Genomic DNA, 24,371 nt, shown 5'->3' on the forward strand with positions numbered 1-24,371 from the left:
CCTGCGCCTTGCAAAAAACTGACCGAGCAAGGCCAGGGGCCCTGCTCTTTCAGGGTTTAAAGCTGCGTCCAGGTGTAACGGAGGTTCAGCCGGTTCTCATTGAGGTCGCTGCGGTAGTTTGAGCGCGCCGTCACATTGCGTATTCGAATGCCCAAGCCAGTGGCACGGCAGACCCTGCAGGTAAAAGGCAAATCAACCAAGGTCGCCCCCTCCTACCGGCAAGGTCACGCCGGTGATGTAGGAGGCCTCGTCAGAGGCCAGGAACAGGATCGCGCCCACTTGTTCGTCGATGCTGCCGTAACGCTTCATCGGGCTGCTATCCAGGGTCTGGTCGACGATTTTTTGGTACCACGCGCGCTCCTGCGCGCTCTGCGGCTGGTTATTGCGCGGGATGCGCCGGGGCGGTGCTTCGGTGCCGCCGGGTGCAGTGGCGTTGACGCGGATGCCGCTGCCGGCGGTTTCCAGGGCCAGGCAGGCGGTCAAGGCATTCACTCCACCCTTGGCCGCGCCATACGGCACGCGATTGACCCCCCGTGTGGCGACCGACGACACATTGACGATGGCGCCACTGCCCTGCTCCAGCATGTAGGGCAGCACGCAATGGCAGCACCACAGCGTGGGGAACAGCGAACGGCGCACTTCGGCCTCGATTTGCGCCTCGGCGTAATACTCGAAGGGCTTGGCCCAGATGGTCCCGCCGACGTTGTTGATGAGGATATCGATGCGCCCGAAACGCACCTTGGCGGCGGCCATCACCTGGGCACACTCGGCATGCTGCTCCAGGTCGGCGATGAGGGTCAGCGCCCGGGCATGCTGCAACTCGTGCACCAGTTCCGAGCGATCGATTGCGACCACCCAGGCGCCCTCCGCCAGCAAACGCTCGGCGACGCGCCGGCCGATGCCCTGGGCGGCACCGGTGACCAGCGCAACCTTGGTGTCAAAACGTAGATTCATGCTGGTTTCCTCAGGCGGCATCGCAGTTGGCCATGGCATTGGCGGTGAATTTTTCGTAATGGAAGCTGGCCGGGCTCACGCCTTGCTGCTTGAGGTGTTCGCGCACCGCATCGACCATCGGCGGCGGCCCGCACAGGTAAACGTCGACATCACCATCGTTGAGAACGTCGCCGGCCATATGCTGGGTGACATACCCCTGGCGCGGGTGCGCGGTCTGCGGATCGGCCACGCAGGTGACAAGCGTGAGGTTGGGCAACCGCGCAGCGAAGGCCTCCAGGGCCTCGACCAGCACCAGGTCCTGATCCCGCGTCACCCCATAGATCAGCGTGATCGGCCGGCTTTCCCCCCGCAGGGCCAGCACTTCAAGCATCGACAGGAACGGCGCCAGGCCGGTGCCACCGGCCAATAACAGCAGCGGCCTGTGCACCTCACGCAGGTAAAAACTGCCCAACGGCCCGGTCATCGGCACGCTGTCGCCCGGCTGGGCGCGCTCCAGCCAACTGCTCATCAACCCGCCCGGTACATGCTTGATCAGAAAACTGGCGTGCGTGTCGCCAGGGCGGCTGCTGAATGAATAGGAGCGCGTCTGCCCGCTGTCGGGCACGCCGATGTTCACGTACTGGCCGGGTAGAAACACCGGCGCCTGATCCAGTTCGAAACTCACCTGCAGTGCGGCATCGGCGTGGCGCGTGATGCTGGCCAGCGTCGCGACGAACTGCGTGGTGCCGGTCTTGCACGCGCTGGACGGTACCGGCACGGCAATCACGCAATCGGACTGCGGCACCATCTGGCAGGTCAGTACCTGGCGCTCCTGGGCTTCATTCGCGCTCAGGGCGTGTTCGATATAGTCATCGCCCAAGTCATAGGCGCCGGTTTCACAACGGCACTTGCACGTGCCACAGACACCGTCCGAGCAGTCCATGGGCAGGTTGATGCGTTGGCGGAAAGCAGCATCGAGCACCTTCTCCCCCACCTTGCAGTCGATAAAACGGGTAACCCCATCTTCGAAGTTCAGGGCAATGGCATACGTCATGGCGGTGTCCTCAGATGTGGTAGATGTCGATGACCTGGTGGATGTAATCGTTTTTCAGCACCACCTTCTTGTGCGTGATCAGCGGCTGCTCGCCGCGGATGTCCAGGCTATAGAAGGAGGTGCCGAAATAACTGTCGGTGGTCTTGTAGCGGTGGCTGAGGGTGTGCCAGTTGAAACGCAGTTGCACCTGGGCGCCATCGTCGGCCAGCACTTCGAGGTTGCAGAGCAAGTGCACGGTGCGCGGCTCGGGCGTGCTGGCGCTGGAGCGTTCGGTCTTGATCCGGAAGATGCGGTCTTCCAGGCCATCGCGGCTGGGGTAGTAGATCAGCGAGATTTCGCGTTGCGGGTCTTCGGTGAGGGTGTCGTAGTCGTCCCAGGCGGGCATCCAGAATTGCACCTTGGGCGAATAACACGCCAGCCACTCATCCCACTGGCGGTCATCCAGCAGCCGCGCCTCGCGGTACAGAAAGTCCAGCAGGCAGTCACGGGACAGGCTCATGGCTGCACCTCCCGGTCGCTGGCGATCAGGCCTGGCTGTTCACGTTCTATTGCACGCTGCAGGCTTGCGGCCCAATGCGCATGCTGGCGCACGAACAAGCCTTCGTCTTCGGTTTTGCCCCCGCTCAATTGCGGGTGCATGCCCATGGCCCTGGCGTTGTCGTCGGCCCCTTCCACCCACTGCTTGGCGCCACGGCTCAGGTCATTCCACAGGGTGGTCGCGCCCTGGTAGCCGGTCTGGCAGGCGCGGAACTCTTCCAGGTCATCCGGCGTGCCCATGCCGCTGACGTTAAAGAAGTCTTCGTACTGGCGGATCCGCGTTGCCCGCTCCTCGGCGCTTTCGCCAATTGGCGCCATGCAATAGATCGTCACTTCGGTCTTGTCCACCGCGAGGGGCCGCACCACACGGATCTGCGTGGAGAACTGATCCATCAGGTACACATTGGGGTAGAGGCACAGGTTGCGGGTCTGGTCGACAATAAAGTCCGCACGCGCCTGGCCCAGGCGCTCGGCCAGTGCCGCGCGGTGGGCATGCACCGGGCGCACCTCGGGGTTGAGCAGGCGCGTCCACAGCAGGATATGCCCGTGATCGAAGGCGTAGACGCCGCCCAGGCTTTTCGACCAGCCATTGGCATCGACCGTGCGCGTGCCTTCGGCCTCGTAGTTGCGCCGGCCCATGGTCGCCGAGTAGTTCCAGTGCACGGAGCTGACGTGGTAACCGTCGGCGCCGTTCTCGATCTGCAGCTTCCAGTTGCCGTCGTAGACATACGAGGAACTGCCGCGCAGTACCTCCAGGCCCAGGGGGGCCTGGTCGACCATCTGGTCGATGATGACCCGGGTCTCGCCCAGGTAATCACTCAGTTGCGGCACCGCCTCGCTGAGGCTGCCGAACAGAAAGCCACGGTAGTTTTCAAAGCGCGCCAGACGCGTGAGGTCGTGGGAGCCGTCGCAGTCGAAGCTGTCCGGGTAGGCGCCGGTCTTGCCGTCCTTGACCTTGAGCAGCTTGCCGGCGTTGCTGAAGGTCCAGCCGTGGAATGGGCAGGTAAATGAGCCCTTGTTGCCCTGTTTGCGCCGGCACAGCATGGCGCCACGGTGGGCACAGGCGTTGACCAGGCCATGCAAAGTACCCTGTTTGTCGCGGGTGATGACCACCGGCTGGCGGCCGATCCAGGTGGTGTAGTAGTCGTTGATTGCCGGCACCTGGCTTTCATGGGCCAGGTACAGCCAGCCGCCTTCGAAGATGTGCTGCATCTCCAGGGCGAACAGGTCGGGGTCGGTAAAAATGTCGCGGCGGCAGCGAAATACCCCGGTAGCGGGATCTTCCTGAACGGACTCGCGCAATTGTGCAGCGAGGCGGTCGAGTGTAGTGGTCATGGGGCAGGCCCTCCGTTGTTCTTGTATCAGGCGCCCTCACCGTACGTGCTCCTCCCACTCCTCAATATCCGCTTCCTGCACATCAGTATCCGGCTGGCGCGAGCCGCTTAGCGATGGCGCTTCCAGGTCTGCGAAGGCAGCTCGCCAAAGCGTTTGCGATAGGCCTCGGAGAACCGCCCCAGGTGCATGAAGCCATGGTCCAGCGCCACTTCCGTCACACTGCGCGCACTGCTCAGTTGCAAACGCGCATGCACCCGCTCCAGCTTGCGCCGGCGCACATAATCACGGGGCGACAGGCCGACCTGGCGCGCAAACAGGCTATACAGCGACCGCTCGCTGACCTTGGCCACCGCCATCAATTGCTCGATACCGATGTCCTCGCCCAGGTGCTCCTCGATAAACTCGCGCACCGCCTCGAAACCACCGCCATGCGCCGCCTGGGGCACCACCCGCAACACATTGCTGGCCAGCAGCGCCAACAGCTTGTTGGCGACAATCCGCTCATACAGGTCCTGCACTTGCGGCTCGACGGCGTTTTCCGCCTCATGGCAGATCAGCCCCAGTAACTGTAGAAAACCATCCATCTCACTCAGCGCATGGCGCGCCGCCGCAAAACGAATACCCGGTTGTGGCAGCGTCCAGTGCTGCGCCAGGCAAGCATTTTCCAGCAGGCGCACCGGCAACTTGATGATGAATTTCTCGCAATCGGCGGAATAGGTCAGGTCCACCGGGTCATCCGGATTGATCAGCAGGATCTCCCCCGGCCCGAAGACCTGCGCGTTGCCCCGGGAATTGGAGCGGCAGTGCCCGCTCAGCAGGATCTGCAAGTGATAGATGGTTTCCAGCGCCACCGACGTCACCTGCACCGGCGCGCCATAGCTGATACGGCACAGGTCCAGGCTGGAAAAGGTCCGGTGGCTGATACTCGCCAGGGGCCGGCCCTTGGGCGGCAGACGGATACAGTGGTTGCCCACGTGCTGGTTGACATAATCCGACACGGCGTAGGCATCGGCACCCTGGAAAATCTGGCTGCGCTCACTCAATAGCACGGTCATGGTGCGCCTCTTTATAGTTATTGGCCTCAGGCTGAGGCGTGATGTCGCGAGCGTCCAATATGGATAAGGTCTAAATGGATACCCTTAAGGTATGGTGAGCTTTTCGCGACTCGGTAGTCCGCACCAGGCCGGCGATCACGCAGCGCATGCAGTCCATTGTTACTGTTTCATCAATAATGCTTTTCTACCTTGAGTATTTATCCGGAAAAACCCTGCGCCTAAACTGCGCGCAATTTCCAGGCAGCCATAACGCGCTAACTCTTATAAGGCGATCCAACGCCAAACCCCCTTTCCTAGAGCCCTCGGCGGCGCCCGCGTCGATTGACTACCCCCTCCCCGCCAGCCCCGATCAGCGCGACTGCCTGCTGCCGTTTGAATGCCTTGCCCCCTGCACATTGATTGCGTGCACTTTCCATTGACTAACGGAACGTATTAAAAAAATGACGGATGATCATCAACCCAAAACTCGCAAAGTTGCACTTGGCACGACCGCGAGGGTGCTGTTTTGCTTGCTTGTGCTGCTCGTAGCGCTGGCAATGATTTACGGCGGTTTCAAACTGGTTGCGCTGGGCGGCTCGAGTTACTACTTGATCGCGGGGCTGGCGTATTTGCTGCTGGCGGCGCTGATGTTCTTGCGCAAAGGGATAGGCCTTGCCCTTTCAGTCATCATCGCCTTGGCAACCTGTGCCTGGGCGTTTTACGAAGTGGGCCAGTTCAGTTACTGGGAACTGCTGCCGCGCCTGGTCGTTCCGGCAATTGTCCTGGCGCTCAGCCTATGGGTCGGCGCTACGTTCCCCACCACTTCATCACGCGCCCGGCGTTTGGCCAACGGCATGGGGCTCGTTGTGTTTGCGGGGCTGATCGCAACGTTTGTGGCGGCGTTCTATCCGCACGGTGCGATTTCCAATCCAGTCGCCGCGAAGGCTGCGCCCGCACCCACGGAGCCCGCCTCGGCGTCCGAAAACTGGGCATCCTTTGGCCGTAGTGCATCAGGCACCCGCTTTGCGCCGTTCAACCAAATCACCCCGCAAAACGTCAAGGACCTGCAAGTTGCCTGGATCTACCGAACCGGCCGCAGAACCACAGGGGGCGGCGCCGGTGTGGACGAAAACACTCCGCTGCAGATCGGCAACGTCTTGTATTCGTGCACGCCGGAAAACCTGATCACCGCCCTCGACGGCGATACTGGCAAGCCGATCTGGAAGTTCGATCCCCATGCCAGCAGCGCAGAGCACGTAACTTGCCGTGGCGTGGGCTATTACGACATCGATAAGGACGACAGTCTGAGCGCTGAAGTCAAAACGTCGTACGGCGACCAGCAACAATGCCGTCAGCGCATTCTGGTGTCGTCTGTGGATGCCCGTTTGTTTGCCCTTGATGCGCACACCGGCAGCCTGTGCGCGAACTTTGGCGACAAGGGTTACGTCGACCTGAAAAAAGGCATGGGCCCGACCGAGAACAGCAAGCGCTATCACCCCACATCGCTGCCGGTGGTCATGGGCCATCTCACCGTGGTCGGCGGCTGGGTGCGTGACATCGTCGCCAAAGAGCCTTCTGGCGCTGTGCGTGCCTTCGACGTGCTGACCGGCGCGCTGGTGTGGGCATGGGACATTGGTGCGCCTGAGGGCCAGGATGCAACCGCTGGCGACCAAGAGTTCACCCTGGAAACCCCCAATGTCTGGACCATTCCTACCTACGACAAGGCATTGAACCTGGTCTACCTGCCCACCGGTAACGGTCCGCCTGACTATTGGGGTGGCGACCGCAACCAGGCCAAGGAAAAGTATGGCTCGGCTGTCGTCGCCGTCGATGCTTCGACCGGCAAAACCCAATGGGTTTACCAGACCGTTCACCACGATGTGTGGGACTACGACCTACCCTCCCAACCTGTGCTGTACGACATCAAGAACGCCCAGGGCGAAAAAACGCCGGTGCTTATCCAGACCACCAAAACCGGCAATATCTTTGTCCTGGATCGCCGCACCGGCCAACCGGTCACTGAAGTTCAGGAGCGGGCGGTGCCTACTTCGCCAGCGGCCGAAGGCGAGCACCTGTCGCCGACGCAACCCCATTCGGTAGGCATGCCGGTGATTGGTGCCGAGCCACTGACCGAAAAGTCCATGTGGGGCGTAAGCACCTTCGACCAACTGTACTGCCGGATCATGTTCAAGGACTCCGTTTACGTAGGGCCCTTCACCCCGCCAACTGAAAAGCCCTACATCGAATGGCCGGGCTTGCTGGGCGGCATGAACTGGGGTGGCATCTCTATCGACGAAAACACCGGCATGATGTTCGTCAACGACATGCGCGTCCCTTTGCGCATGGCGCTGGTTACCAAGGAAAACACCAAGAAGTTCAAAGTCTCGACCGATGAAGTGCCTGGCTTCATGGGCACCATTCGCCCACAAGTTGCCGGCATCTATGGTGGGGTGAAAATCGACATCCTCCAGTCGCCCCTGGGCGTGCCGTGCAACACCCCGCCATTTGGCAGCATGAGTGCCATCGACCTGAACACGCAGAAACTGGTCTGGCAGGTTCCGTTGGGCACCGTGCAGGATACCGGCCCGCTGGGTATCAAAACCCACCTGCCGATCCCGCTGGGCATGCCAACGCTGGGGGGCCCGACCTCGACGGCCTCGGGGCTGGTGTTCTTTGCCGGCACCCAGGACTACTACCTGCGGGCTCTTGAGTCGGCCACCGGTAAAGAGGTGTGGAAAGCCCGCCTGCCAGTGGGTGCGGTTGCGGCACCGCTGATCTACAAGTCACCGGCCACCGGCAAGCAGTATGTGGTGATCTCGGCGGGTGGCATGAGCCATTCGCCGGATGTGGGTGACTACATCATTGCGTATGCGCTGCCAGAGAGCGCCGATAAACCATAAATCGTTGGTTAGTGCCGTCTAAAAATAATCCCCGGTTTCGGGGATTATTTTTGCTGGCTGGGAGGCAGGCCTGGACACTACTCAACCATAAGCCCGCGACGCACTCGCCCTGCCCTTTTATAGGCTCTGACCACCGTGTTGGTCTCACAAGAAATGATCCCCTCCAGGGACCCCATCCGCGCCGTTGAAACGGCCCACAGATCATGAATATCACGACACAACACATGCCAAAACAACTGCGAACGTCCGCTGGTACCGAACAGGCAACGCGTGTGCTCATCCTTTGCCAGCTCCAGGGCAATGCCATCTGCCGCACCCGGTCGGGTTTGTAACGACAGGATCGCCTCTACCCCATAGCCAACCAACAGCGGTTCAAGCTCCACACGAAAGGTCAGGGCATTACTGTCGACCAGCCCACTCAGCATCCGCTGAACCTTCGGTTCACTGACGCCACAGGTTTGGGCAAGCACGCCCAGGCTGGCCCTTCCATCGAGCATTAACGCGCCCAGTAGCCGCATCTCATCGGCATTCAGGCTCACAGGCCCGGCCAGCACCGGTTCAGTAGGCACCGAACCGTCAATCCGCCAGCGACTCGCTCGTCGGAACGATCTGAGCACCACCTGCGATTGAACCTGCCTTACTCCCGGCACCAGCGGCAACGCTCGCACCACCATGTCAGACAGCGCTTCCACATTCGGCAAATTGATCTCGGTGAAGATGTCGAACTCTCCAGTTGTCGCCATCACCACCTGCGTCTGTGCCAGTTGCGCCAAGTGCTCCGCTACTTCCTTCTGCCGCCCGTCGGCTACCCGAATCCACGCATGCAGCACCGGGCCACTCCCGACGACAACCGGATCAAGCTCGCCGATCACCCGGATATATCCACTGTCCATCAAACGTTGCAGGCGACGCGAAAGCGTCCGCTCGGCCACATCGCAGCACGCACTCAAATCCCGCCAAGTGCCACGGGGGTTTGCCTGTAGTGCAACCAGGCAGGCCAGATCGGTTTCATCCAGCGCAAAATGTCTTTTTTCATCCGACTCAACGGTTGACGAGACCATATTCTTACAATACCTTCGCTCAAGTGGCCAAATTAAAACAAAACAAACCAGCAAATGTCTAAAAATAATTACAATTCAAAAACCAAAGGCACAAGCCAATGAATTATGCGACTCAAACGTCCCAAGCGGTAAAGCCGCAGGTATCAATCGCGCGCAAAATTGCGGCTGGCAGCATTGGGAACGCGGTGGAGTGGTTCGACTGGACGATCTATGCGTCGTTCGCGGTGTTCTTTTCTACACAGTTTTTTCCGAAAACTGACGAAACGGCGTCCCTGCTGGCGACTTTCGCTATTTTCGCCGTAGGTTTCTTCATGCGTCCAATCGGTGGTTGGGCGCTGGGGATCTACTCTGATCGCTATGGCCGCAAATCAGCATTGGGCGTCACCATCATGTTGATGGCTGGCGGCTCACTGATGATCGGCATTACCCCCACCTATGAGCAGATCGGGCTGCTAGCGCCGGTGTTGCTGGTGGTTGCACGACTGATGCAGGGTTTGTCGTTGGGCGGTGAATACGCGTCGGCCTCTACTTACCTGGCCGAGTTAGCGCCAGACCACCGTCGCGGCTTCTTTTCCAGCTTTGTCTTCTTCAGTTCCGCCGCAGGCATTCTGACCGCATCGGCGATCGGCTGGGCCCTTACTACCCTGCTCACCGACGAACAGATGAGAGAGTTCGGCTGGCGCATACCGTTCTTGCTCGGTGCCTTGGGCGGTGTCGCTGGTATTTGGCTGCGTATGTCGGTGCCTGAAACCGAAGCCTGCACCTCGCAACCGGCTAAAAAGGTAGAGAAGCAACCCCTACGCACCCTGCTGCGGGATTATCCGCGCGAGACCCTGCGAATTGTCGGCTTTTCGATCCTCAGCACATTTGCCTTCTACCTGTTCGTTATCTACATCCCCACCTATGCCATCCGAGCACTGCACGTGGAGTCCTCGACAGCCTTTGCGGCAAATACGGTTGCCATGATTGCGTTCATGCTCGTGCACCCACTGTTCGGCATGCTCTCAGACAAGTTCGGGCGCAAGCCGCAACTGATCGTTTTTGCCCTGGGTTACCTGCTGTTCTTCTACCCGATTATCACCAACATGCAGCCGACGTTCTCGTCGATCCTGATGGTGGAGCTGTTCGGCCTGTTGCTCTACGCGCTTTATACCTCGATCGCCCCAGCCATCATGTCTGAACAATTCCCGAGCAGCGTTCGCGCCGTCGGTATTGGTGCGCCCTACAACCTGATGGTGGCCTTGCTCGGCGGTACTACGCCATACCTGCTGACTTGGCTGCAGAGCCACGGCCAAGAGAGCTGGTTCTTCTATTACGTGCTCGCAGGCGCCGCGCTCACCCTTCTGACCTTCATCAAAATGCCAGAGACCGCCGGAAAACCACTGAAATAGGCACTGGCTCGAACAACGCGATGCGATCCCCGTCAACGCCCGTCGAACACGGGGATACCGACTCACAAATCTTAGAATCCAGAAATTATGTGCGAACGATCCGAAGCCCTTTGTTTCCAGACTGCCCTGCAGATTGCCCATCTGATCGCTACCCGGCAGATCACCTCGCGCGCCGTCACGCAATACTTTCTGGACCGTATTGCACGCAGCAGCGCGCTTAACGCCTTCACGATAGTGTTCGCAGAGCAAGCCTTGGCGGCCGCCGATGCCGCCGACAGTGCACTCGATACAGGCCAACCCTTGAGCCCATTGCATGGCGTGCCGGTTGCCATCAAAGACAACATCGAAATCGCCAACACCCTGGCCTCGGCAGGTTCGTTAAGCCGCCTGACCACTATCAGTTCCGCGACCAGCGCCGTCGCGCAACGATTACAGGCGGCGGGAATGGTTATCGTCGGCAAGACCCAGATGACCGAATTTGCCTTCGGCTTATCCGGGCAGAACCCGACCCGAGGCACGCCCTGGAACCCCTGGGACGCCAAGTTGCATCGCGCCCCGGGCGGGTCCTCTTCAGGCGCGGCGGTCTCTGTCGCGGCCGGGCTGGTACCGATTGCCGTCGGTGGCGATACCGGCGGATCGATACGAGCTCCCGCATCGCTTAATCATTTGGTTGGCTTCAAACCGTCCAGCGGCCTCATCAGCCTGGACGGTGTCGTTCCACTGGCTCCCAGCCTGGATGTGCTGGGCCCAATCGCCCGCGACGTAAACGACGCGCATGCGCTCACCGCCATCATTGCCAGCCCGTATACGGGCAATGGGTTGAAGGTTCAGGCTGAACTTGCCAGTGAGTGGGTGCCCACCAAGCCTGGCACCATATTCGTACTGGACCAGAGTGCGTTCCCCAGTGCGCTGTCCATTGGCACCCGCCGGGTATGGGACCAGGCCTTGGGCAATCTGAACGCGGCCGGCTGGACGCTCGAAAGCTGGGCTCCCAATGTTGAGTTGGATATCGCTCAGCTTTCCGAATGCAACTCGATGATCATTGCTTATGAGGGCTATCGCGAGTTTGGGCACCTGGCCCATGACCCCGCGCAGCTACTCTGGAAGGTGGTACGCAATCGAATCCTGGCGGGTGCGGATATCAGCCGTGATGCCTACGAACACGCCGTTGCGCAGCGTGCAACGACAGCCGCGGCATTCACCCGCGCGATCGGCTCATCCGGGGTGTTGTTGATGCCTGTCAGCAGCCACGGTGCCTTGCCCCTGGATGACGAGGACGCCAATCACGCCAGTATTGGCAAGTTCAGCCGAGCCAGTAATTACCTGGGCACTCCGGCAATCGCCCTGCCCGCCGGATTCGATGAGGCCCAGATGCCGATTGGCGTGCAGCTGCTAGGCCCGGTATTTACAGATATGCACTTGCTGAAAACAGCGAGCGCCATGGCGCCTTCGCTTTTACTTGACGGGCGCACGCCTGAGCTTGAGCGATGGGGGCTTTAAACCAGGTACAAACAGCAATCGCCCAAAACGACCAGTCCCAGTCACAGGCCGATCGAGATGGCAGCCCAAGAAAAGATTGTTAATGCGAAGCACTATCATTAAAGTGCAGGACTTTCCTCTGCGTGATCTCTGCTAATGTCGAGCATGACCACCGAAGAGCTTGAGGTGGCGTTTCGGGCCCATGCCACCGAGTTGCGTTCGTTTCTTCATCGTCAGTTGCGCAATCCTGAGACTGCGGCCGATCTGACCCAGGAAACCTACCTGCGCCTGCTCCGCCAGCCACCCCGCAAGCCGGTGCTCAATCTACGCGGCTTTATCTTTAAAGTTGCGCGCAACTTGGCGATTGATCATGCGCGCAGCAGGCAGACGCGAGAGCGCCTCGACGAAGGCACCGCCTACCTCTACGAGGTGACCGGCGAGAGCCCGGCGCTGTTCGATGTGGTGGTCGCGCAACAAGAACTGGCCGCGATGGCTCACGCTCTGCACCGCTTGCCTACCCAGTGCCAGGAGATATTCACGCTGTGTCGGCTGCAAAACCTGCCACACAAGGAAGTGGCCCTGCAACTGCAGGTCTCGGTCAGTACGGTGGAAAAACAATTGGCTATTGCGCTCGACTTTCTCAGCCAATGCCTGCAACGATAGCCGGTATGCATGATCAACCCCACACCACGCCATCCCTCAGCGAAATCCAGCGCACTGCCCACGCGTGGGTGATTCGCCTCACCTCGGGTTCGGTGCAGCCATCGGATGTAGCGGCGGCGCGGGCATGGTGCGAACAGGCGCCGGAGCATCAGCAGGCGTTTGTCGAAGCGCGTCGGATGTGGAGCTTAAGTGCGCATCTGGCCCAGCCTGCTGCTTCGGCACAGCCGTCCGCGCGTCGCCTGTGGGCAATGGGTATCGCGGCGTCGTTGGTGCTCGGGCTCGGCGTGACATGGGCGCAACGAATGGCATTGGATGCCGACTATTACACCGGCACCGGTGAACGTCGACAGGTCGTGCTAGCTGATGGTTCGCAGATCACCTTGAATGCCAACAGCGCCGTTGATGTGAAATTCACTGACGATGGGCGGCGCATTACCCTGCGCAAAGGCGAGGCCGTGTTCGACGTGAAGCCGGACCCGCAGCGGCCCTTCAGTGTGCAGGCGGGAGCCTTGAGCGCGACGGCCCTGGGCACGATCTACGCCGTGCGCCGTGATGCAGAGCACGTGGATGTCACGGTGCGCCGCGGGCGTGTGGCCGTCACGGGCGAGCCTGACAAGGTGACGCTCGGCGCTGGCGAGACCGTTGGCGGGCGTGCCGATGGCCTGGGCGCCAAGCAGCGTGTGGACGTCGACACGATGCTGGCCTGGGAGCAAGGTCGCCTGGTCTTCGAGCTGACACCGCTGGCGCAGGTGCTTGAGCAACTCGAACGCTATCGTCCGGGAATCATAGTGCTGCGGGACTCGCGCCTGGGCGCACTCAAGGTCAGCGGCACCTTTCAGCTCAACGACCTGGACGAGGGCCTGACGACGCTGGAGAACGTCTTTGCCCTCAAGATCGAGCGCTACACCGACTATCTGCTGGTGATCTCCTCCAAGACTTGACTATTTTTACGGGTGTTGGCGTGTCAGCCGTCTTCCTTCCCTAGAACGATAATGCTTCGTATTAGGGAGACCACTGATGCACCATCCGTTACCTGAAGGGCTGCACATAAAATCGTTGTCCGCCGCCCCGCTCGCCCTCTTGTGCGTGCTGATATCCGGCCTGGCAGTGGCTGCCCCTCACTCTTTCAACATTGCACCGCAACCCCTGGCGAGCGCGCTGAACCGCCTGGCTGCTCAAAGCGGTTTACAGGTGATTTTTGATGGCACGCTGGTAGTCGGCAAGAACAGCCTTGGAGTCGTCGGCCCCAAAGAGCCAGAAGCGGCACTGGCTGACGTCTTGAAAGGCAGCGGCTTGACCTGGCGCACGACCGGCGCAAACAGCGTGATGCTGGAAAAGGCCCCCGAATCGAGCAGCACCCTGCAATTGGGGGAGACGGCAATCGTCGGCCAGCAGATGGGTGAAACCACCGAGAACACCGGCTCCTACACCACCGGGGCCATGCAGACCGCCACCAAGCTCCCCTTGACCTTGCGGGAAACGCCGCAGTCGGTCAGCGTGGTCACGCGCAAACGCATAGACGACAAAGCCATGACCACCATCAGCGATGTGGCCCAAAGCGCACCGGGCTTTTTCCTGAATAACTCCGGCGGCGTTGGGCGACCCACGTTCAGCGCGCGCGGGTTCGACGTCGACACCATTATGTACGACGGCTTTCCCACCAGTTTCCTCACCTACCTGCCCAGCAGCGAAGCCAATCTGGCCATGTATGACCGGGTGGAAATCGTGCGTGGCGCCACCGGCCTGGCCCAGGGCGCGGGCAGCCCGGCTGGGGCGATCAACCTGGTGCGCAAGCGCCCGACCCACAAATTCCAGGCCGTGCTCACCGGCAGTGCCGGCAGTTGGGACGATTACAGCAGCACCCTGGACATTGGCGGCCCGCTCAACGAAAGCGGCACCTTGCGTGCCCGTACGGTGCTCTCGCGGCAGGACTCGAAAAGCTTTCGCGAGTCGGTAGAGAGCGACGCCGATCTGTACTACGGCGTCGTGGACGCCGACCTGACGGATACCACCACGCTGACGCTGGGGGCCTACCGGCAGAAGGACTACACCAACTACGTCTGGGGCGGTTTGCCCATGGCCCGTGGCGGTGGTCATCTAGGACTACCCCGGGACACGTTCCTGGGGCATGACTATGAATACATGGACAACCGCACCACCGGGTATTTCGCGACCCTAGAGCATGGTTTCGCCAATGACTGGAAGCTGCGCATGGCAGCCATGCAGTCGATGACCAACACCGACGTGCTGGCCTCCTCCATATGGGGATACAACCGCCACTATCTATGGACGCAAGCCATGGAGCAGAAAGAGAAAGGCTATGACCTGGCCCTCAGCGGCCCCTTCCAGCTACTGGGCCAGGAACATGACTTCACCGTGGGCGTCAGCAAGCGCCAGCTGGATTATCGTACCGGTAAGATTTGGGAAAGGTTCATCGACAGCAACGTCGATCTGTTCGCGTGGGACCCGCGTGGCCACACCAAGCCCACTATCGTCAAAGGCCCCGACGGCCGTCTCGAGACGACGACTCAGGACAGCCTCTATACCAGCACCCGCCTGCGCTTGACCGACCCGCTGTCGCTGATTCTCGGCGGCCGTCTGGACTGGTACGAATTCCAAAGCAGGGCAAACCCTGCCAGCAGCTACAAGGTCACGCGCAATCTGACCCGCTATGCCGGGCTGGTCTATGACCTGGACACCAATCACTCGGTCTATGTCAGCTACACAGATATCTTCAAGCCACAGACCGAGAAAGGCCTCGGTGGACAAGTGGTGGTGCCTATCGTGGGCGAGAACTACGAGGTGGGTATCAAGGGCGAATACTTTGATGGCGCACTGAACGCCAGCCTGGCGGTTTTCCAGATTGACCAGAAGAACCGCGCCCAGCAATTGCCGGATGTCAAAGGCTGCGGTGCAACCGCCAACAGTGAGTGCTATGAGTCTTCCGGCCTGGTGCGCAGCCGCGGTGTGGACCTGGAAATCCAGGGCGCCCTGAGCGAAAACTGGCAACTGGCCGGCGGGTACACCTACACCCAGACGAAGTACGTCAACGACGCCACTGCAACCCTGGAAGGCCAGGACTTCAACCGCCGGCTGCCGCGCCAGCTATTCAAGCTGTCCACCCTCTACACCCTGCCCGGCGACCTGCAACGCTGGCGCATTGGCGGTGATGTTTATCAGCAGAGCCAGATCCGCACCGCAGGGGGCAGCGGTACCAGTGCATGGCAAAACCGGCAGGGCTCGTACACCGTGGCCGGCCTGGTGGCAGGCTACAAGGCCAGCGAGCAACTGGATTTGCAGGTCAACGTAAACAACCTGTTCGACCGTACCTACTACGTCAGCATCGCCAACGGCGGCTATGAACCGTATGACGTCTACGGCGACCCGCGTAACTTCAAACTGACTGCCCGCTACAGCTTCTAAGAAGCGGCTCGACGCTCATGTCCAAGGACGGACATGAGCAGGATAGATAGGGCGCGAGTTTGTCGACCTTATCCTCAAGTGACGAGCTGCAAAGGCAACTGATAAATGAACGCCCCTTCAAAGCGCCGCATAAACAAGCGCGGATAGCCGGCCAGGACGCGGATCAATCATCGTATGGCTGCCCGAGGTCGTGGTGACAAAACCAAAGCTCACGCGACTGTCGGGATCGGCAAAACTCACCGGGCCGCCAAGGCCCAGATGACCAAAGGCGCGGGGGCCCATTGCAAGGGAAGCCGTCGGGTCGACTTGCTGCTCCAGCATGCAACCCAGGCCGTAGCGCATTGGGCGCATCCATGAGCGATCCATGCCGTGACTGTGCTCTTGGGTGAACTCACGGAGCATTTCGCGCCCGATAAAGTTTCCCGCCAGCAATGCACTGTAGAAACCGGCGAGGCCGTGAGCGGTACCGTGTCCACACACAGCCGGTTGGCGATAGGCCCACCAGCGAGGGTCGCTGGTGCGTCTGGGCACCATTCCGGGATTGGTGAAGGCATATGTCGCGATGTGCGATGGCTGGTTTTTCAGCACTGCTCGCAACGCTTGCGAGTAAGGATCGCCGACTCGCCCGGTGGCACTGTCGAACCGGGCGATACGATGAAAGTGCTGTTCGTCCACGCCAAGGTGAACGTCCAGGTCATGAGGGTCCAGAATCTCGTCATGGATAAAGACGCAGGCATCGCGGCCGTCCACCCGACGAATCAACTCACCGAGTATCCAGCCAAAGGTGGTGGTGCCGTACCCCAGGTCGGTTCCCGGCTCCCACCACAGCGGCTCGGCCTCCAGCACCCGTATCATGTGTTCCCAGTCAAACATCATGGGGTTGTGGTCGGGGGCGCGCAGCGCCGGCAGGCCCGCGGTGTGATTCATCACCTGACGCAAGGTCACCCGGGCTTTGCCGCTCTGGGCGAACTCAGGCCAGTAACGGGCCACGGGTGCATCCAGCTCCAGCTTGCCCTGCTCGACCAACATCAGCACCGCCACCGCCACATAGGGCTTTACTACGCAGAAGGTATTGGCCAATGTATCGCGCGTCCACGGCTGGGTGCCCTCTTGATCCGCCATACCGGCCCACAGGTCGACGACCATCTCCCCGCCTACCTGCACGCAAAGCCCGGCTCCACGCTCCTGCGGATCATCAAACATCTGCTCGAAAGCCTGCTTGACCGCTTCGAACTGTTTTGCACACATCCCTTGTGCCTTCATACCTCAGACTCCTCGCATTTGAAGTATTGCTATTGAGCATTAACAAAGTTGCCAGGCGACAAGAAACATGCCGCCTGGCAGCCCCATTTACGGATTACGGCTGGGCCGTAACTATCAGCTGATAATACTTTTCGCGAACTTCACCCGCGCGACCGTGTTTGCGAGTGATCCAGGGAAAAACGGTTCGCACGCTTGTATGTGCCGAAGTCATTGAACCTGACACCTGCCTGCGCCATGACTTTATGGGCATAAGGCGCCGTCATCTGACGCAGATAGAACGGGTCCCTCACAACGAAGTGATGAATACTGTGCGTGCTGCCAAAGTTAAAACAGAACATCTGGAACGGCCACAACCACCAAGGGTTCATTACCTGGGTTTGTTGTAACGCATTACGCGGGGCGACGTCGCCATAGTAATGCATATTTGAACTTACAAAGAACAGGCAGAACTGCCTTATCAGGTTTGGAGCGATAAGAATGACGACTACATTATTGACCACCTCCATTAGCGCCAGCGTTGCCGCAGAACTATGAACCTGCGCCCCGCTGATTGACCCAAGCCAGACATACAGGTGGTAGCCGAGGAACACATACCAGCACCCCCAGTACACAAGGCCGAACGGTGTGTTGAGTCGAATGATTTTGCCTAACAATCTTACCTTTTGCCGCCATCCCGGAGCAAAAACCGCGTTTAGGAAACCAAAGACAAATCCATCCATCAGTTTCAACAACCGCAGGATTCCCCAAGGGCTACCACTGGTAGTGATCCAGGCCTCGACATCCGAGTCAGTTCCGGATTCTTTATGGTGATGAAAGTGCAGGCTGCGTCTTAACCACGGGCTGGGCATTCCCGGTCGCGCCAACCAGCAAAAAAACATCATGGCATTATGGGCCAGCGGTTTTTTTCTGAAATAAAGCCGATGAATCAAATCATGTTCGATTTCATGAATAAAAGAAGTCAGCAGCGCGTTAATAAAAATACACATCCAGCCAGGGATAAAACCCTTGATATAGAGCCCTCCCGTGACCACCATGCCTACCAGGGAAAACACCATGACACTCGCTCCCAGAGCATCCTGATGCTGCAGGATCGGGTAGCGCTTGCGTAGGTCGTTCCCATGTTCGGTAATGCGCCGGGTTACATGATCAATCTTTTCCTGATCGGTATTTAGGCGATCAATTTCGATGGCTTCTTCCAAGACCTTCATCCATTCATCCTCTGCTTGCATCGGGGAATTACCAGCTTCGTCAAGCCGGTCACATCAATTGTTTGAGCGATAAAACAGTAGACATTCAAATTCACTGCGCGAATTCACGCGCACCGCTCAATAAATATGAAATCGACTGTTTACGGAAAACTTGTTAGGATCATTCCAAGCTTCAAAATGATAAGATAAGTTCAATTCTTTGCAACTGTGTATTTTGGGCGAGCTCAGTGTTACAGGAATTTGTGTAAGTTTTAATAATTTAGTTACAGTTTGTACAAGGATAAAACAACTGCGTACAAGTATTGCCAAGGAGGCACTATGAGATTGCATCGCATCAAATATTTCCGGCTCTCTCTACAAGAATCCGAGGGTAGCGCGGAGAAAAAAACGAGCCATGATGTATTTGACGCAGTGTTTTGCGATGAGGCTGCAGACAATGCCGCAAATCGCCCAGGCCTTGAACGGCTGATTCGCTATACACAGTGCGGGGATACCGTGGTTGTCGACAGCATGGCAGCGCTCACCTCCAGCATCGAGCAACTGTGTACCCTGATTCGCCGGTTGATTGAAAAGCAGGTAAACCTGGAATTTTTGAGCGAAAACCTGGTTTTCCGACACGACTGCCTTGAAGTTATGGAGCCCATCATTGCGGTAATGGAGATGATCGCAGAGTTCGAACGCACTGCGACGATGGAAAGACAGGCAATAGGCATTGCCCGCGCAAAGATGCGGGGAGTTTATAGAGGGCGCAAGAAAAAACTGTCCGACAATCAGGTTGTAAGTTTAATTGACCGTGCCTGTGCGGGAGAAAGTAAATCTAAACTAGCGCGCGATTTTGAAATCAGTCGCCAGACACTTTATCGGTACTTGAAATCTACATAGCGGACTTGTCAGTCACATAATGAAGAGTCCATGGCATGGACCTTAAATGACCGGCTCCTGGGCTATTTGCGAAACCGCATGCAGCACATCCGCAACCATGTGCTCGGCAGCGCTCTCCCCGTTGATAGGCAACACCGGCACCACCTGCCTTGAAATCCACGCCTCATGCCGCGCTCGATTGCGTCCGCTAAAAAGTGGGTCGTCATACTGCGAGGCCCACTCGCGAAAGGCGATATGTATTTCATGCATATCGCCACCTTGGGCAATGCGCTCGCCAAAACGCGCCTTTTCACGCAGGTCCAGGCGCTGAAGGCGCACAGGTGTGGGTGTCGTCACAAAGACGATCAGGCTGGCATGGCTGATAAGCGCTTCTCCCCAGCCATCAGCAGAGCCGGTCAACACCCAGCCTTGATCGCCAAGTGTTCGCTTGATCAAACAGACGCGCTCGTTGGGTGGTCGCTTGGTTGTGAAAGGCGGATTGGTGGGTAACCAGTAAAAGTCGTCCACATCGACATGGGGTACGCCCAACGACGCTGCAAGGGTTTGCCCCAAGGTCGTGACGCCTGCACACGAAGCGCCGGTGATATAGATGCGCACTGTTCTCTCCATGAATGTAAGCGGCTTTGGAGTCTACGAGTTTTATCCACGCAGCGGGAATGGGGGGGATCTGTTTAATTAAATGGATCTGTCCCCTTTTGTTCTTGCTGAACCCCGTCGCCCCGCACTAAGATGCGACAAATTCTCAAATGCATTCAGTTATCGCGCGGAGGCTTTTCGTGTCGTCGCCACCCACTCCTTCAGCCCCTCACGCCGATATCCGCGCGCTGTACATCGATCATCACGCCTGGTTGCTGGACTGGTTGCGCAAGCGACTGCGTCACGGCGACAACGCTGCCGACCTGGCCCAGGACACCTTTGTGCACATCCTCGGCAAGCCGCAGCGGTTGCAGGAGTTGCGTCAGCCACGGGCGTGGCTGAGCACAGTGGCCCATGGGTTGCTGGTGGATCGCGTGCGCCGCCAACGGGTCGAGCGGGCTTACCTGCAAGCCATTGCCCACCTGCCGGAAGCTGGGGTGCCGTCGCCGGAATCGCAACTGATTCTGTTGGAAACCCTGGTGCGCGTCGACGCCCTGCTCGATGGCCTGCGGCCCAAAGTGCGCATGGCCTTCCTGATGTCGCGGCTCGAAGGCCTCAGCTACAAGGACATCGCCGAGCGCCTGGCGATCAGCCTCAGCTCGGTGGAGAAGTACATGGCCACTGCCATTCGCCACTGCTACCTGGCGCAACGATGAGCGTTCCTGATGGCGTGCTCGATCAGGCGATCGGTTGGTTGGTGCGGATCGAATCCAGCGGCGCCACCCCCGAGGTCCTGGCAGCCTGCCAACGCTGGCGCCAGGCCGATGCGCTGCATGAAACCGCCTGGCAAGCGCTGCAAAAAATCGACACGCCCTTCCAGAGCCTGGCCGCGCTGCCCGGCAGCGTGGCACTGGACACGCTGGAGCGCCTGAACAGCGGGCAGCGCAGCCGGCGCCAAGCGCTCAAGCTGCTGGGCATGGGGCTGCTTGCCAGCGGCGTTACCGGCTGGTCGCTGCGCGACAGCACGCTGGTGCCCTGGGGCGCGGACTATGCCACTGGGGTCGGCGAACGACGCCAGTTCCTGCTGGCTGACGGCACCCGCCTGCAACTGAACACCGCCAGTACGGTGGATGTGCAATTCAGCGCCCAGCGCCGGCTGATCACCCTGCGGCGTGGCGAGATTTTCATCGACACCGGCAAGGACAGTGCCGCACCCGGCGGGCGCCGCAGCTTCTGGGTCAGCAGCCGGCATGCGCAGCTGCAAGCCATCGGTACCGCCTTTGCGGTGCGTGACGAGCCGCATGGCACGCGCCTGCGGGTCGAGGACGGCGTGGTGGCCATTCATGGAAAAGGCGAGCCGATCCAGGTCGCTGCCGGTGAGCAATACCTGATTGATGCCAGCGGCAGCCACCGTGTCGAAGCCAGCCCCCTCAACGCCAGCGCCTGGACCCGTGGACAGTTGGTGGCCAAACGCATGCGCCTGCACGACCTGACCGCCGAACTGGCGCGTTATCGCCACGGCTGGTTGCACTGTGACCCGGCCGTCGCGCAGTTGGAGGTGTCGGGCGTGTTCCAGCTCGACGACATCGACCGTGCCTTGAGTGCCCTGGGTGATTCGCTGCCGGTGCGCATCGAGCGCTTCACCCCGCTTTGGACCCGTGTCCTCGCTCGTTAAGCCGGATGAGAAAAAATCGCAAAAACTTTTACGGGTTTTGCCAAGCCCTTCGACAGACAGGCAATACACCTCGTCATTCGAAAGGAGCTTACCGTTCATGTCCCACCCTTTGAATCCCCCCCGGCCCCTGCAACGCAGCGTTCTTGCGCTCACCCTCCAGAGCATTTTGCTGGGTGGCATGAGCAGCCTGGTGCTGGCCAGCTTTGCCGTGCAGGCCGAACAGGCCGATAGCCGCCACTACGACCTGGCTGCGGGGGCGCTGGAAGAGTCGCTCAACAGCTTCGCCCAGGTAGCGGGGATCACCCTGCCCTTTGATCCGGCCCTGGTGCAGGGCAAGCGCGCGCCGGCGCTGCGGGGTGACTATGGGGTGCATGAGGGTCTGGACCGCCTGCTGGTTGACAGTGGTCTGGCCGTTACGCGCAATGCCAGCGGCAACTACCTGCTGATACCGCGCAGCCAAGCCACCGGCGCTGTTGAACTGGGCGCGACCACCGTCAGCGGCCTGGCCCTGGGCTCGACCACTGAAAACAGCGGTTCCTACACCACAGGGGCGATGCAGACTGCAACCAAGCTGCCGTTGTCCCTGCGCGAGACGCCGCAGTCGGTGACGGTGATCACCCGCCAGCGCATGGACGACCAGGGCATGCGCAGCCTTGACGATGTGGTCCAGGCCACGCCCGGGCTGCGCTTGTCGGCCTCGCGCCCGGCCAACAGTGAGTATTTCGCCCGTGGTTTCCCCATCACCAACCTGATGTTTGACGGCCTGCCCACCACTTACAACGCCGACTGGGTCGCCACTGCCGACCTGGCCCCCTACGACCGCGTCGAAGTGGTGCGCGGCGCCACCGGCATGATGCAGGGCGCCGGCAATCCGTCGGCCGCCATCAACATGGTACGCAAACGCCCCACCAAGGAATTCCAGGCCAGTATCAGTGGCAGTGCCGGCAGTTGGGACAACTACCGCAGCGAGCTGGATGTTTCCGGCCCGGTCAACGCCAGCGGCACGGTACGCGGGCGCTTTGTCGGCGCCTACAACGACAAGGACAGCTATCAGGATTACGCCGGGCGCGAACGCGGCGTGTTCTACGGCATCAGCGAGTTCGACCTGAGCGACAGCACGACCCTGACCGTGGGGGCGTCCGACCAGAACGACAATAACAACATCAACTGGGGCGGCTTGCCGGTGAATCCGGATGGCAGCCATATGGGCTTCTCGCGCTCCAAGACCTTCGGCTATAGCTGGTCGCACCAGGACGTCGACAATAAGACGGTGTTCGTCGAACTGGACCAGCGCTTCGACAACGACTGGCGCCTGCACCTGGGCGCCTCGAAGAACTGGTCGGAATTCAAGATGATGGGCGCCGTCCTCGAACGCAACAACGACGCCACCTACCGCCAGCGCGTCTTCAACCAGGGCCGTGATTTTGATCAGTCCACCTATGATTTTTTCGCCAGCGGACCTTTCTCGCTGCTAGGTCGCCAGCATGAATTGGTGGTGGGCGCCAGCAAGCGCCAGCTCAAGACCGAGGCCACCGGCGGCCACGTGTTCATCAGCGTGCCGGACATCAACGGCTTCAGCCCCAAGGGCCTGGCTAGACCGACCGTTCCGGACGTTTACTCCCTCAATGACAAAGTGGATCAGGAAGGTCTCTACCTGACCACTCGCTGGAACCTGGCCGACCCGCTGAAAGTCATTCTCGGCGCGCGCCTGGACTGGTACGACGCCACCTCGATCTATGACCAGACCAACGACCAGTACTACACCTCGGGCAAAACCCGGGAAGTGCGCCACGTCACCCGCTATGCCGGGGTTATCTATGACCTGGACGACAACCACTCGGTGTATGCCAGCTACACCGACATCTTCCAGCCCCAGACCGAGAAGAACGGTGAAGGTGCCGGGATCAAGCCGATCACCGGCGAAAACTACGAAGTGGGCATCAAGGGCGAGTACTTCGGCGGCGCGCTGAACGCCAGCGCTTCGCTGTTCCAGATCGACCAGCTCAACCGTGCAGCGGAAGTGGCCGACGCCAGTGTCTGCCGAGTGATCCCCGCCGGCAGCTACAGCTGTTATGAAGCCGCCGGCAAGGTGCGCAGCCAGGGACTGGAACTTGAGATCAACGGCGCCCTGACGCCCAACTGGCAAGTGGCTGCCGGCTATACCTTCGCCCAGGCCAAGTACGAAAAGGATGCGGACAAGAGCAAGGAAGGCAGCCTGTTCGACACCGACGTCCCGCGCCATATGTTCAAGGCCAATACCACCTACCATCTGCAAGGCGACACGAGCCAGTGGCGCATCGGTGCCAACCTCTATAGCCAGAGCGCAACGTTCAACAAAGGCAGCAACGTGTTTGGCAAGTTCCATATCGAACAGGATGCCTACGCCTTGGTCGGACTGATGGCGGGTTACCAGGTGAATAAACATCTGGATACCCAACTGAACATCAATAACGTCTTCGACAAAAAGTACTACCAGGGCATCGCCAGCAACTCGACCTGGAGCCCGTACGACGTGTTTGGTGACCCGCGTAACTTCACGGTAACGGCCAAATACTCCTTCTAAGCACCAGCAGGAGATTTCGCACAGACCCCAAGCTGGATTGCCTGCAATGGCGGTCTACCACGAACCACCGCCATCGCGGGCAAGCCCGCTCCTACAGGGGGTGCGGCAGGGCTGAGAATCTGCGCCACATCACCAATCAAATGTAGGAGCTGGCTTGCCGGCGATAGCGGTCTACCAGCCACCGCATGCTGCGGCTGAACCACCGCCATCGCGGGCAAGCCCGCTCCTACAGGGGGTGCGCGGCAGGGCTGAGAATCTGCGCCACATCACCAATCAAATGTAGGAGCCGGCTTGCCGGCGATAGCGGTCTACCAGCCACCGGATGCTGCGGCTGAACCACTGCCATCGCCGGCAAGCCGGCTCCTACAGGGGGCGCGGCAGGGCTGAGAATCTG

The 24,371-nt window shown here is 59.8% G+C and carries 19 protein-coding genes; 10 read left to right on the forward strand and 9 right to left on the reverse strand.

The annotated features are described in order from the left end of the window. Nucleotides 1-192: 192 nt before the first annotated feature. The 5 genes from HBO11_RS07695 to HBO11_RS07715 form a co-directional block, all read right to left on the reverse strand. The gene (locus tag HBO11_RS07695; RefSeq protein WP_169951489.1) at nt 193-954 is read right to left on the reverse strand and encodes a 1,6-dihydroxycyclohexa-2,4-diene-1-carboxylate dehydrogenase; all 762 of its coding nucleotides are present in this window, start codon (nt 952-954) and stop codon (nt 193-195) included. Nucleotides 955-964: 10 nt separating this feature from the next. Next, entirely contained in the window at nt 965-1,987 is a 1,023-nt protein-coding gene (benC, locus tag HBO11_RS07700) for a benzoate 1,2-dioxygenase electron transfer component BenC (protein ID WP_169951487.1), read from the reverse strand. A 10-nt stretch (nt 1,988-1,997) separates the two neighbouring features. Beyond that, a complete protein-coding gene (gene benB / locus HBO11_RS07705; RefSeq protein WP_169951484.1) occupies nt 1,998-2,486 on the reverse strand; it encodes a benzoate 1,2-dioxygenase small subunit in 489 nt (162 codons plus the stop codon). After that, nucleotides 2,483-3,859 carry a Rieske 2Fe-2S domain-containing protein gene (locus HBO11_RS07710; protein ID WP_169951482.1) on the reverse strand — a complete coding sequence of 459 codons (1,377 nt, stop codon included), beginning with the start codon at nt 3,857-3,859 and terminating at the stop codon, nt 2,483-2,485. The genes benB and HBO11_RS07710 overlap by 4 nt, the downstream gene beginning before the upstream one ends. 107 nt (nt 3,860-3,966) lie before the next feature. After that, a complete protein-coding gene (locus HBO11_RS07715; RefSeq protein WP_169951480.1) occupies nt 3,967-4,914 on the reverse strand; it encodes an AraC family transcriptional regulator in 948 nt (315 codons plus the stop codon). A 440-nt stretch (nt 4,915-5,354) separates the two neighbouring features. Here HBO11_RS07715 and HBO11_RS07720 point away from each other — a divergent pair, with 440 nt between their 5' ends. Beyond that, nucleotides 5,355-7,793, forward strand: coding sequence for a membrane-bound PQQ-dependent dehydrogenase, glucose/quinate/shikimate family (locus HBO11_RS07720; RefSeq protein ID WP_169951478.1), 2,439 nt, complete (start codon nt 5,355-5,357; stop codon nt 7,791-7,793). A gap of 77 nt (nt 7,794-7,870) precedes the next feature. On the opposite strand, the gene HBO11_RS07725 is transcribed toward HBO11_RS07720, so the two are convergent. After that, nucleotides 7,871-8,854 (reverse strand): Lrp/AsnC family transcriptional regulator, encoded by a 984-nt coding sequence (locus tag HBO11_RS07725; protein ID WP_169951476.1) that lies wholly within the window; start codon nt 8,852-8,854, stop codon nt 7,871-7,873. A 98-nt stretch (nt 8,855-8,952) separates the two neighbouring features. Here HBO11_RS07725 and HBO11_RS07730 point away from each other — a divergent pair, with 98 nt between their 5' ends. From HBO11_RS07730 to HBO11_RS07750, 5 genes are all read left to right on the forward strand, one after another. Then, complete coding sequence (locus HBO11_RS07730) at nt 8,953-10,245, forward strand: MFS transporter (RefSeq protein WP_169951474.1); 1,293 nt, start codon at nt 8,953-8,955, stop codon at nt 10,243-10,245. An 87-nt stretch (nt 10,246-10,332) separates the two neighbouring features. Then, nucleotides 10,333-11,745, forward strand: a complete 1,413-nt coding sequence (locus HBO11_RS07735; RefSeq protein ID WP_169951472.1) for an amidase — start codon at nt 10,333-10,335, stop codon at nt 11,743-11,745. Nucleotides 11,746-11,880: 135 nt separating this feature from the next. Further along, a complete protein-coding gene (locus HBO11_RS07740; protein WP_169951470.1) occupies nt 11,881-12,387 on the forward strand; it encodes an RNA polymerase sigma factor in 507 nt (168 codons plus the stop codon). 5 nt (nt 12,388-12,392) lie between these two features. Next, on the forward strand, nt 12,393-13,328 hold the full coding sequence (locus HBO11_RS07745) for a FecR family protein (protein ID WP_169951468.1): 936 nt from the start codon (nt 12,393-12,395) through the stop codon (nt 13,326-13,328). A 76-nt stretch (nt 13,329-13,404) separates the two neighbouring features. Next, nucleotides 13,405-15,810 (forward strand): TonB-dependent receptor, encoded by a 2,406-nt coding sequence (locus HBO11_RS07750; protein ID WP_169951466.1) that lies wholly within the window; start codon nt 13,405-13,407, stop codon nt 15,808-15,810. Nucleotides 15,811-15,927: 117 nt separating this feature from the next. Here HBO11_RS07750 and HBO11_RS07755 read toward each other — a convergent pair whose 3' ends face one another. Both HBO11_RS07755 and HBO11_RS07760 read right to left on the reverse strand, forming a co-directional pair. Beyond that, nucleotides 15,928-17,073, reverse strand: coding sequence for a serine hydrolase domain-containing protein (locus HBO11_RS07755; protein ID WP_169951464.1), 1,146 nt, complete (start codon nt 17,071-17,073; stop codon nt 15,928-15,930). Nucleotides 17,074-17,213: 140 nt separating this feature from the next. Further along, on the reverse strand, nt 17,214-18,281 hold the full coding sequence (locus tag HBO11_RS07760; protein WP_169951462.1) for a fatty acid desaturase: 1,068 nt from the start codon (nt 18,279-18,281) through the stop codon (nt 17,214-17,216). Between the two features lie 318 nt (nt 18,282-18,599). Between HBO11_RS07760 and HBO11_RS07765 the strand changes: the two genes are divergently transcribed. Continuing rightward, a complete protein-coding gene (locus HBO11_RS07765; RefSeq protein WP_169951460.1) occupies nt 18,600-19,163 on the forward strand; it encodes a recombinase family protein in 564 nt (187 codons plus the stop codon). A 42-nt stretch (nt 19,164-19,205) separates the two neighbouring features. Here HBO11_RS07765 and HBO11_RS07770 read toward each other — a convergent pair whose 3' ends face one another. Then, nucleotides 19,206-19,760: an adenylate kinase gene (locus HBO11_RS07770; RefSeq protein WP_169951458.1), complete on the reverse strand. Its 555-nt coding sequence runs from the start codon at nt 19,758-19,760 to the stop codon at nt 19,206-19,208. Between the two features lie 179 nt (nt 19,761-19,939). Here HBO11_RS07770 and HBO11_RS07775 point away from each other — a divergent pair, with 179 nt between their 5' ends. From HBO11_RS07775 to HBO11_RS07785, 3 genes are all read left to right on the forward strand, one after another. Beyond that, entirely contained in the window at nt 19,940-20,455 is a 516-nt protein-coding gene (locus HBO11_RS07775; RefSeq protein ID WP_346266485.1) for a sigma-70 family RNA polymerase sigma factor, read from the forward strand. Next, nucleotides 20,452-21,414 (forward strand): FecR family protein, encoded by a 963-nt coding sequence (locus HBO11_RS07780; RefSeq protein WP_169951453.1) that lies wholly within the window; start codon nt 20,452-20,454, stop codon nt 21,412-21,414. Before HBO11_RS07775 ends, HBO11_RS07780 begins: the two co-directional genes overlap by 4 nt. Nucleotides 21,415-21,511: 97 nt before the next feature. Beyond that, nucleotides 21,512-23,977 carry a TonB-dependent siderophore receptor gene (locus HBO11_RS07785; protein ID WP_169951451.1) on the forward strand — a complete coding sequence of 822 codons (2,466 nt, stop codon included), beginning with the start codon at nt 21,512-21,514 and terminating at the stop codon, nt 23,975-23,977. The last annotated feature ends 394 nt before the right edge of the window (nt 23,978-24,371 follow it).

It is taken from the genome of Pseudomonas sp. WS 5010 (genome assembly GCF_012985565.1).
GTDB lineage: Bacteria > Pseudomonadota > Gammaproteobacteria > Pseudomonadales > Pseudomonadaceae > Aquipseudomonas.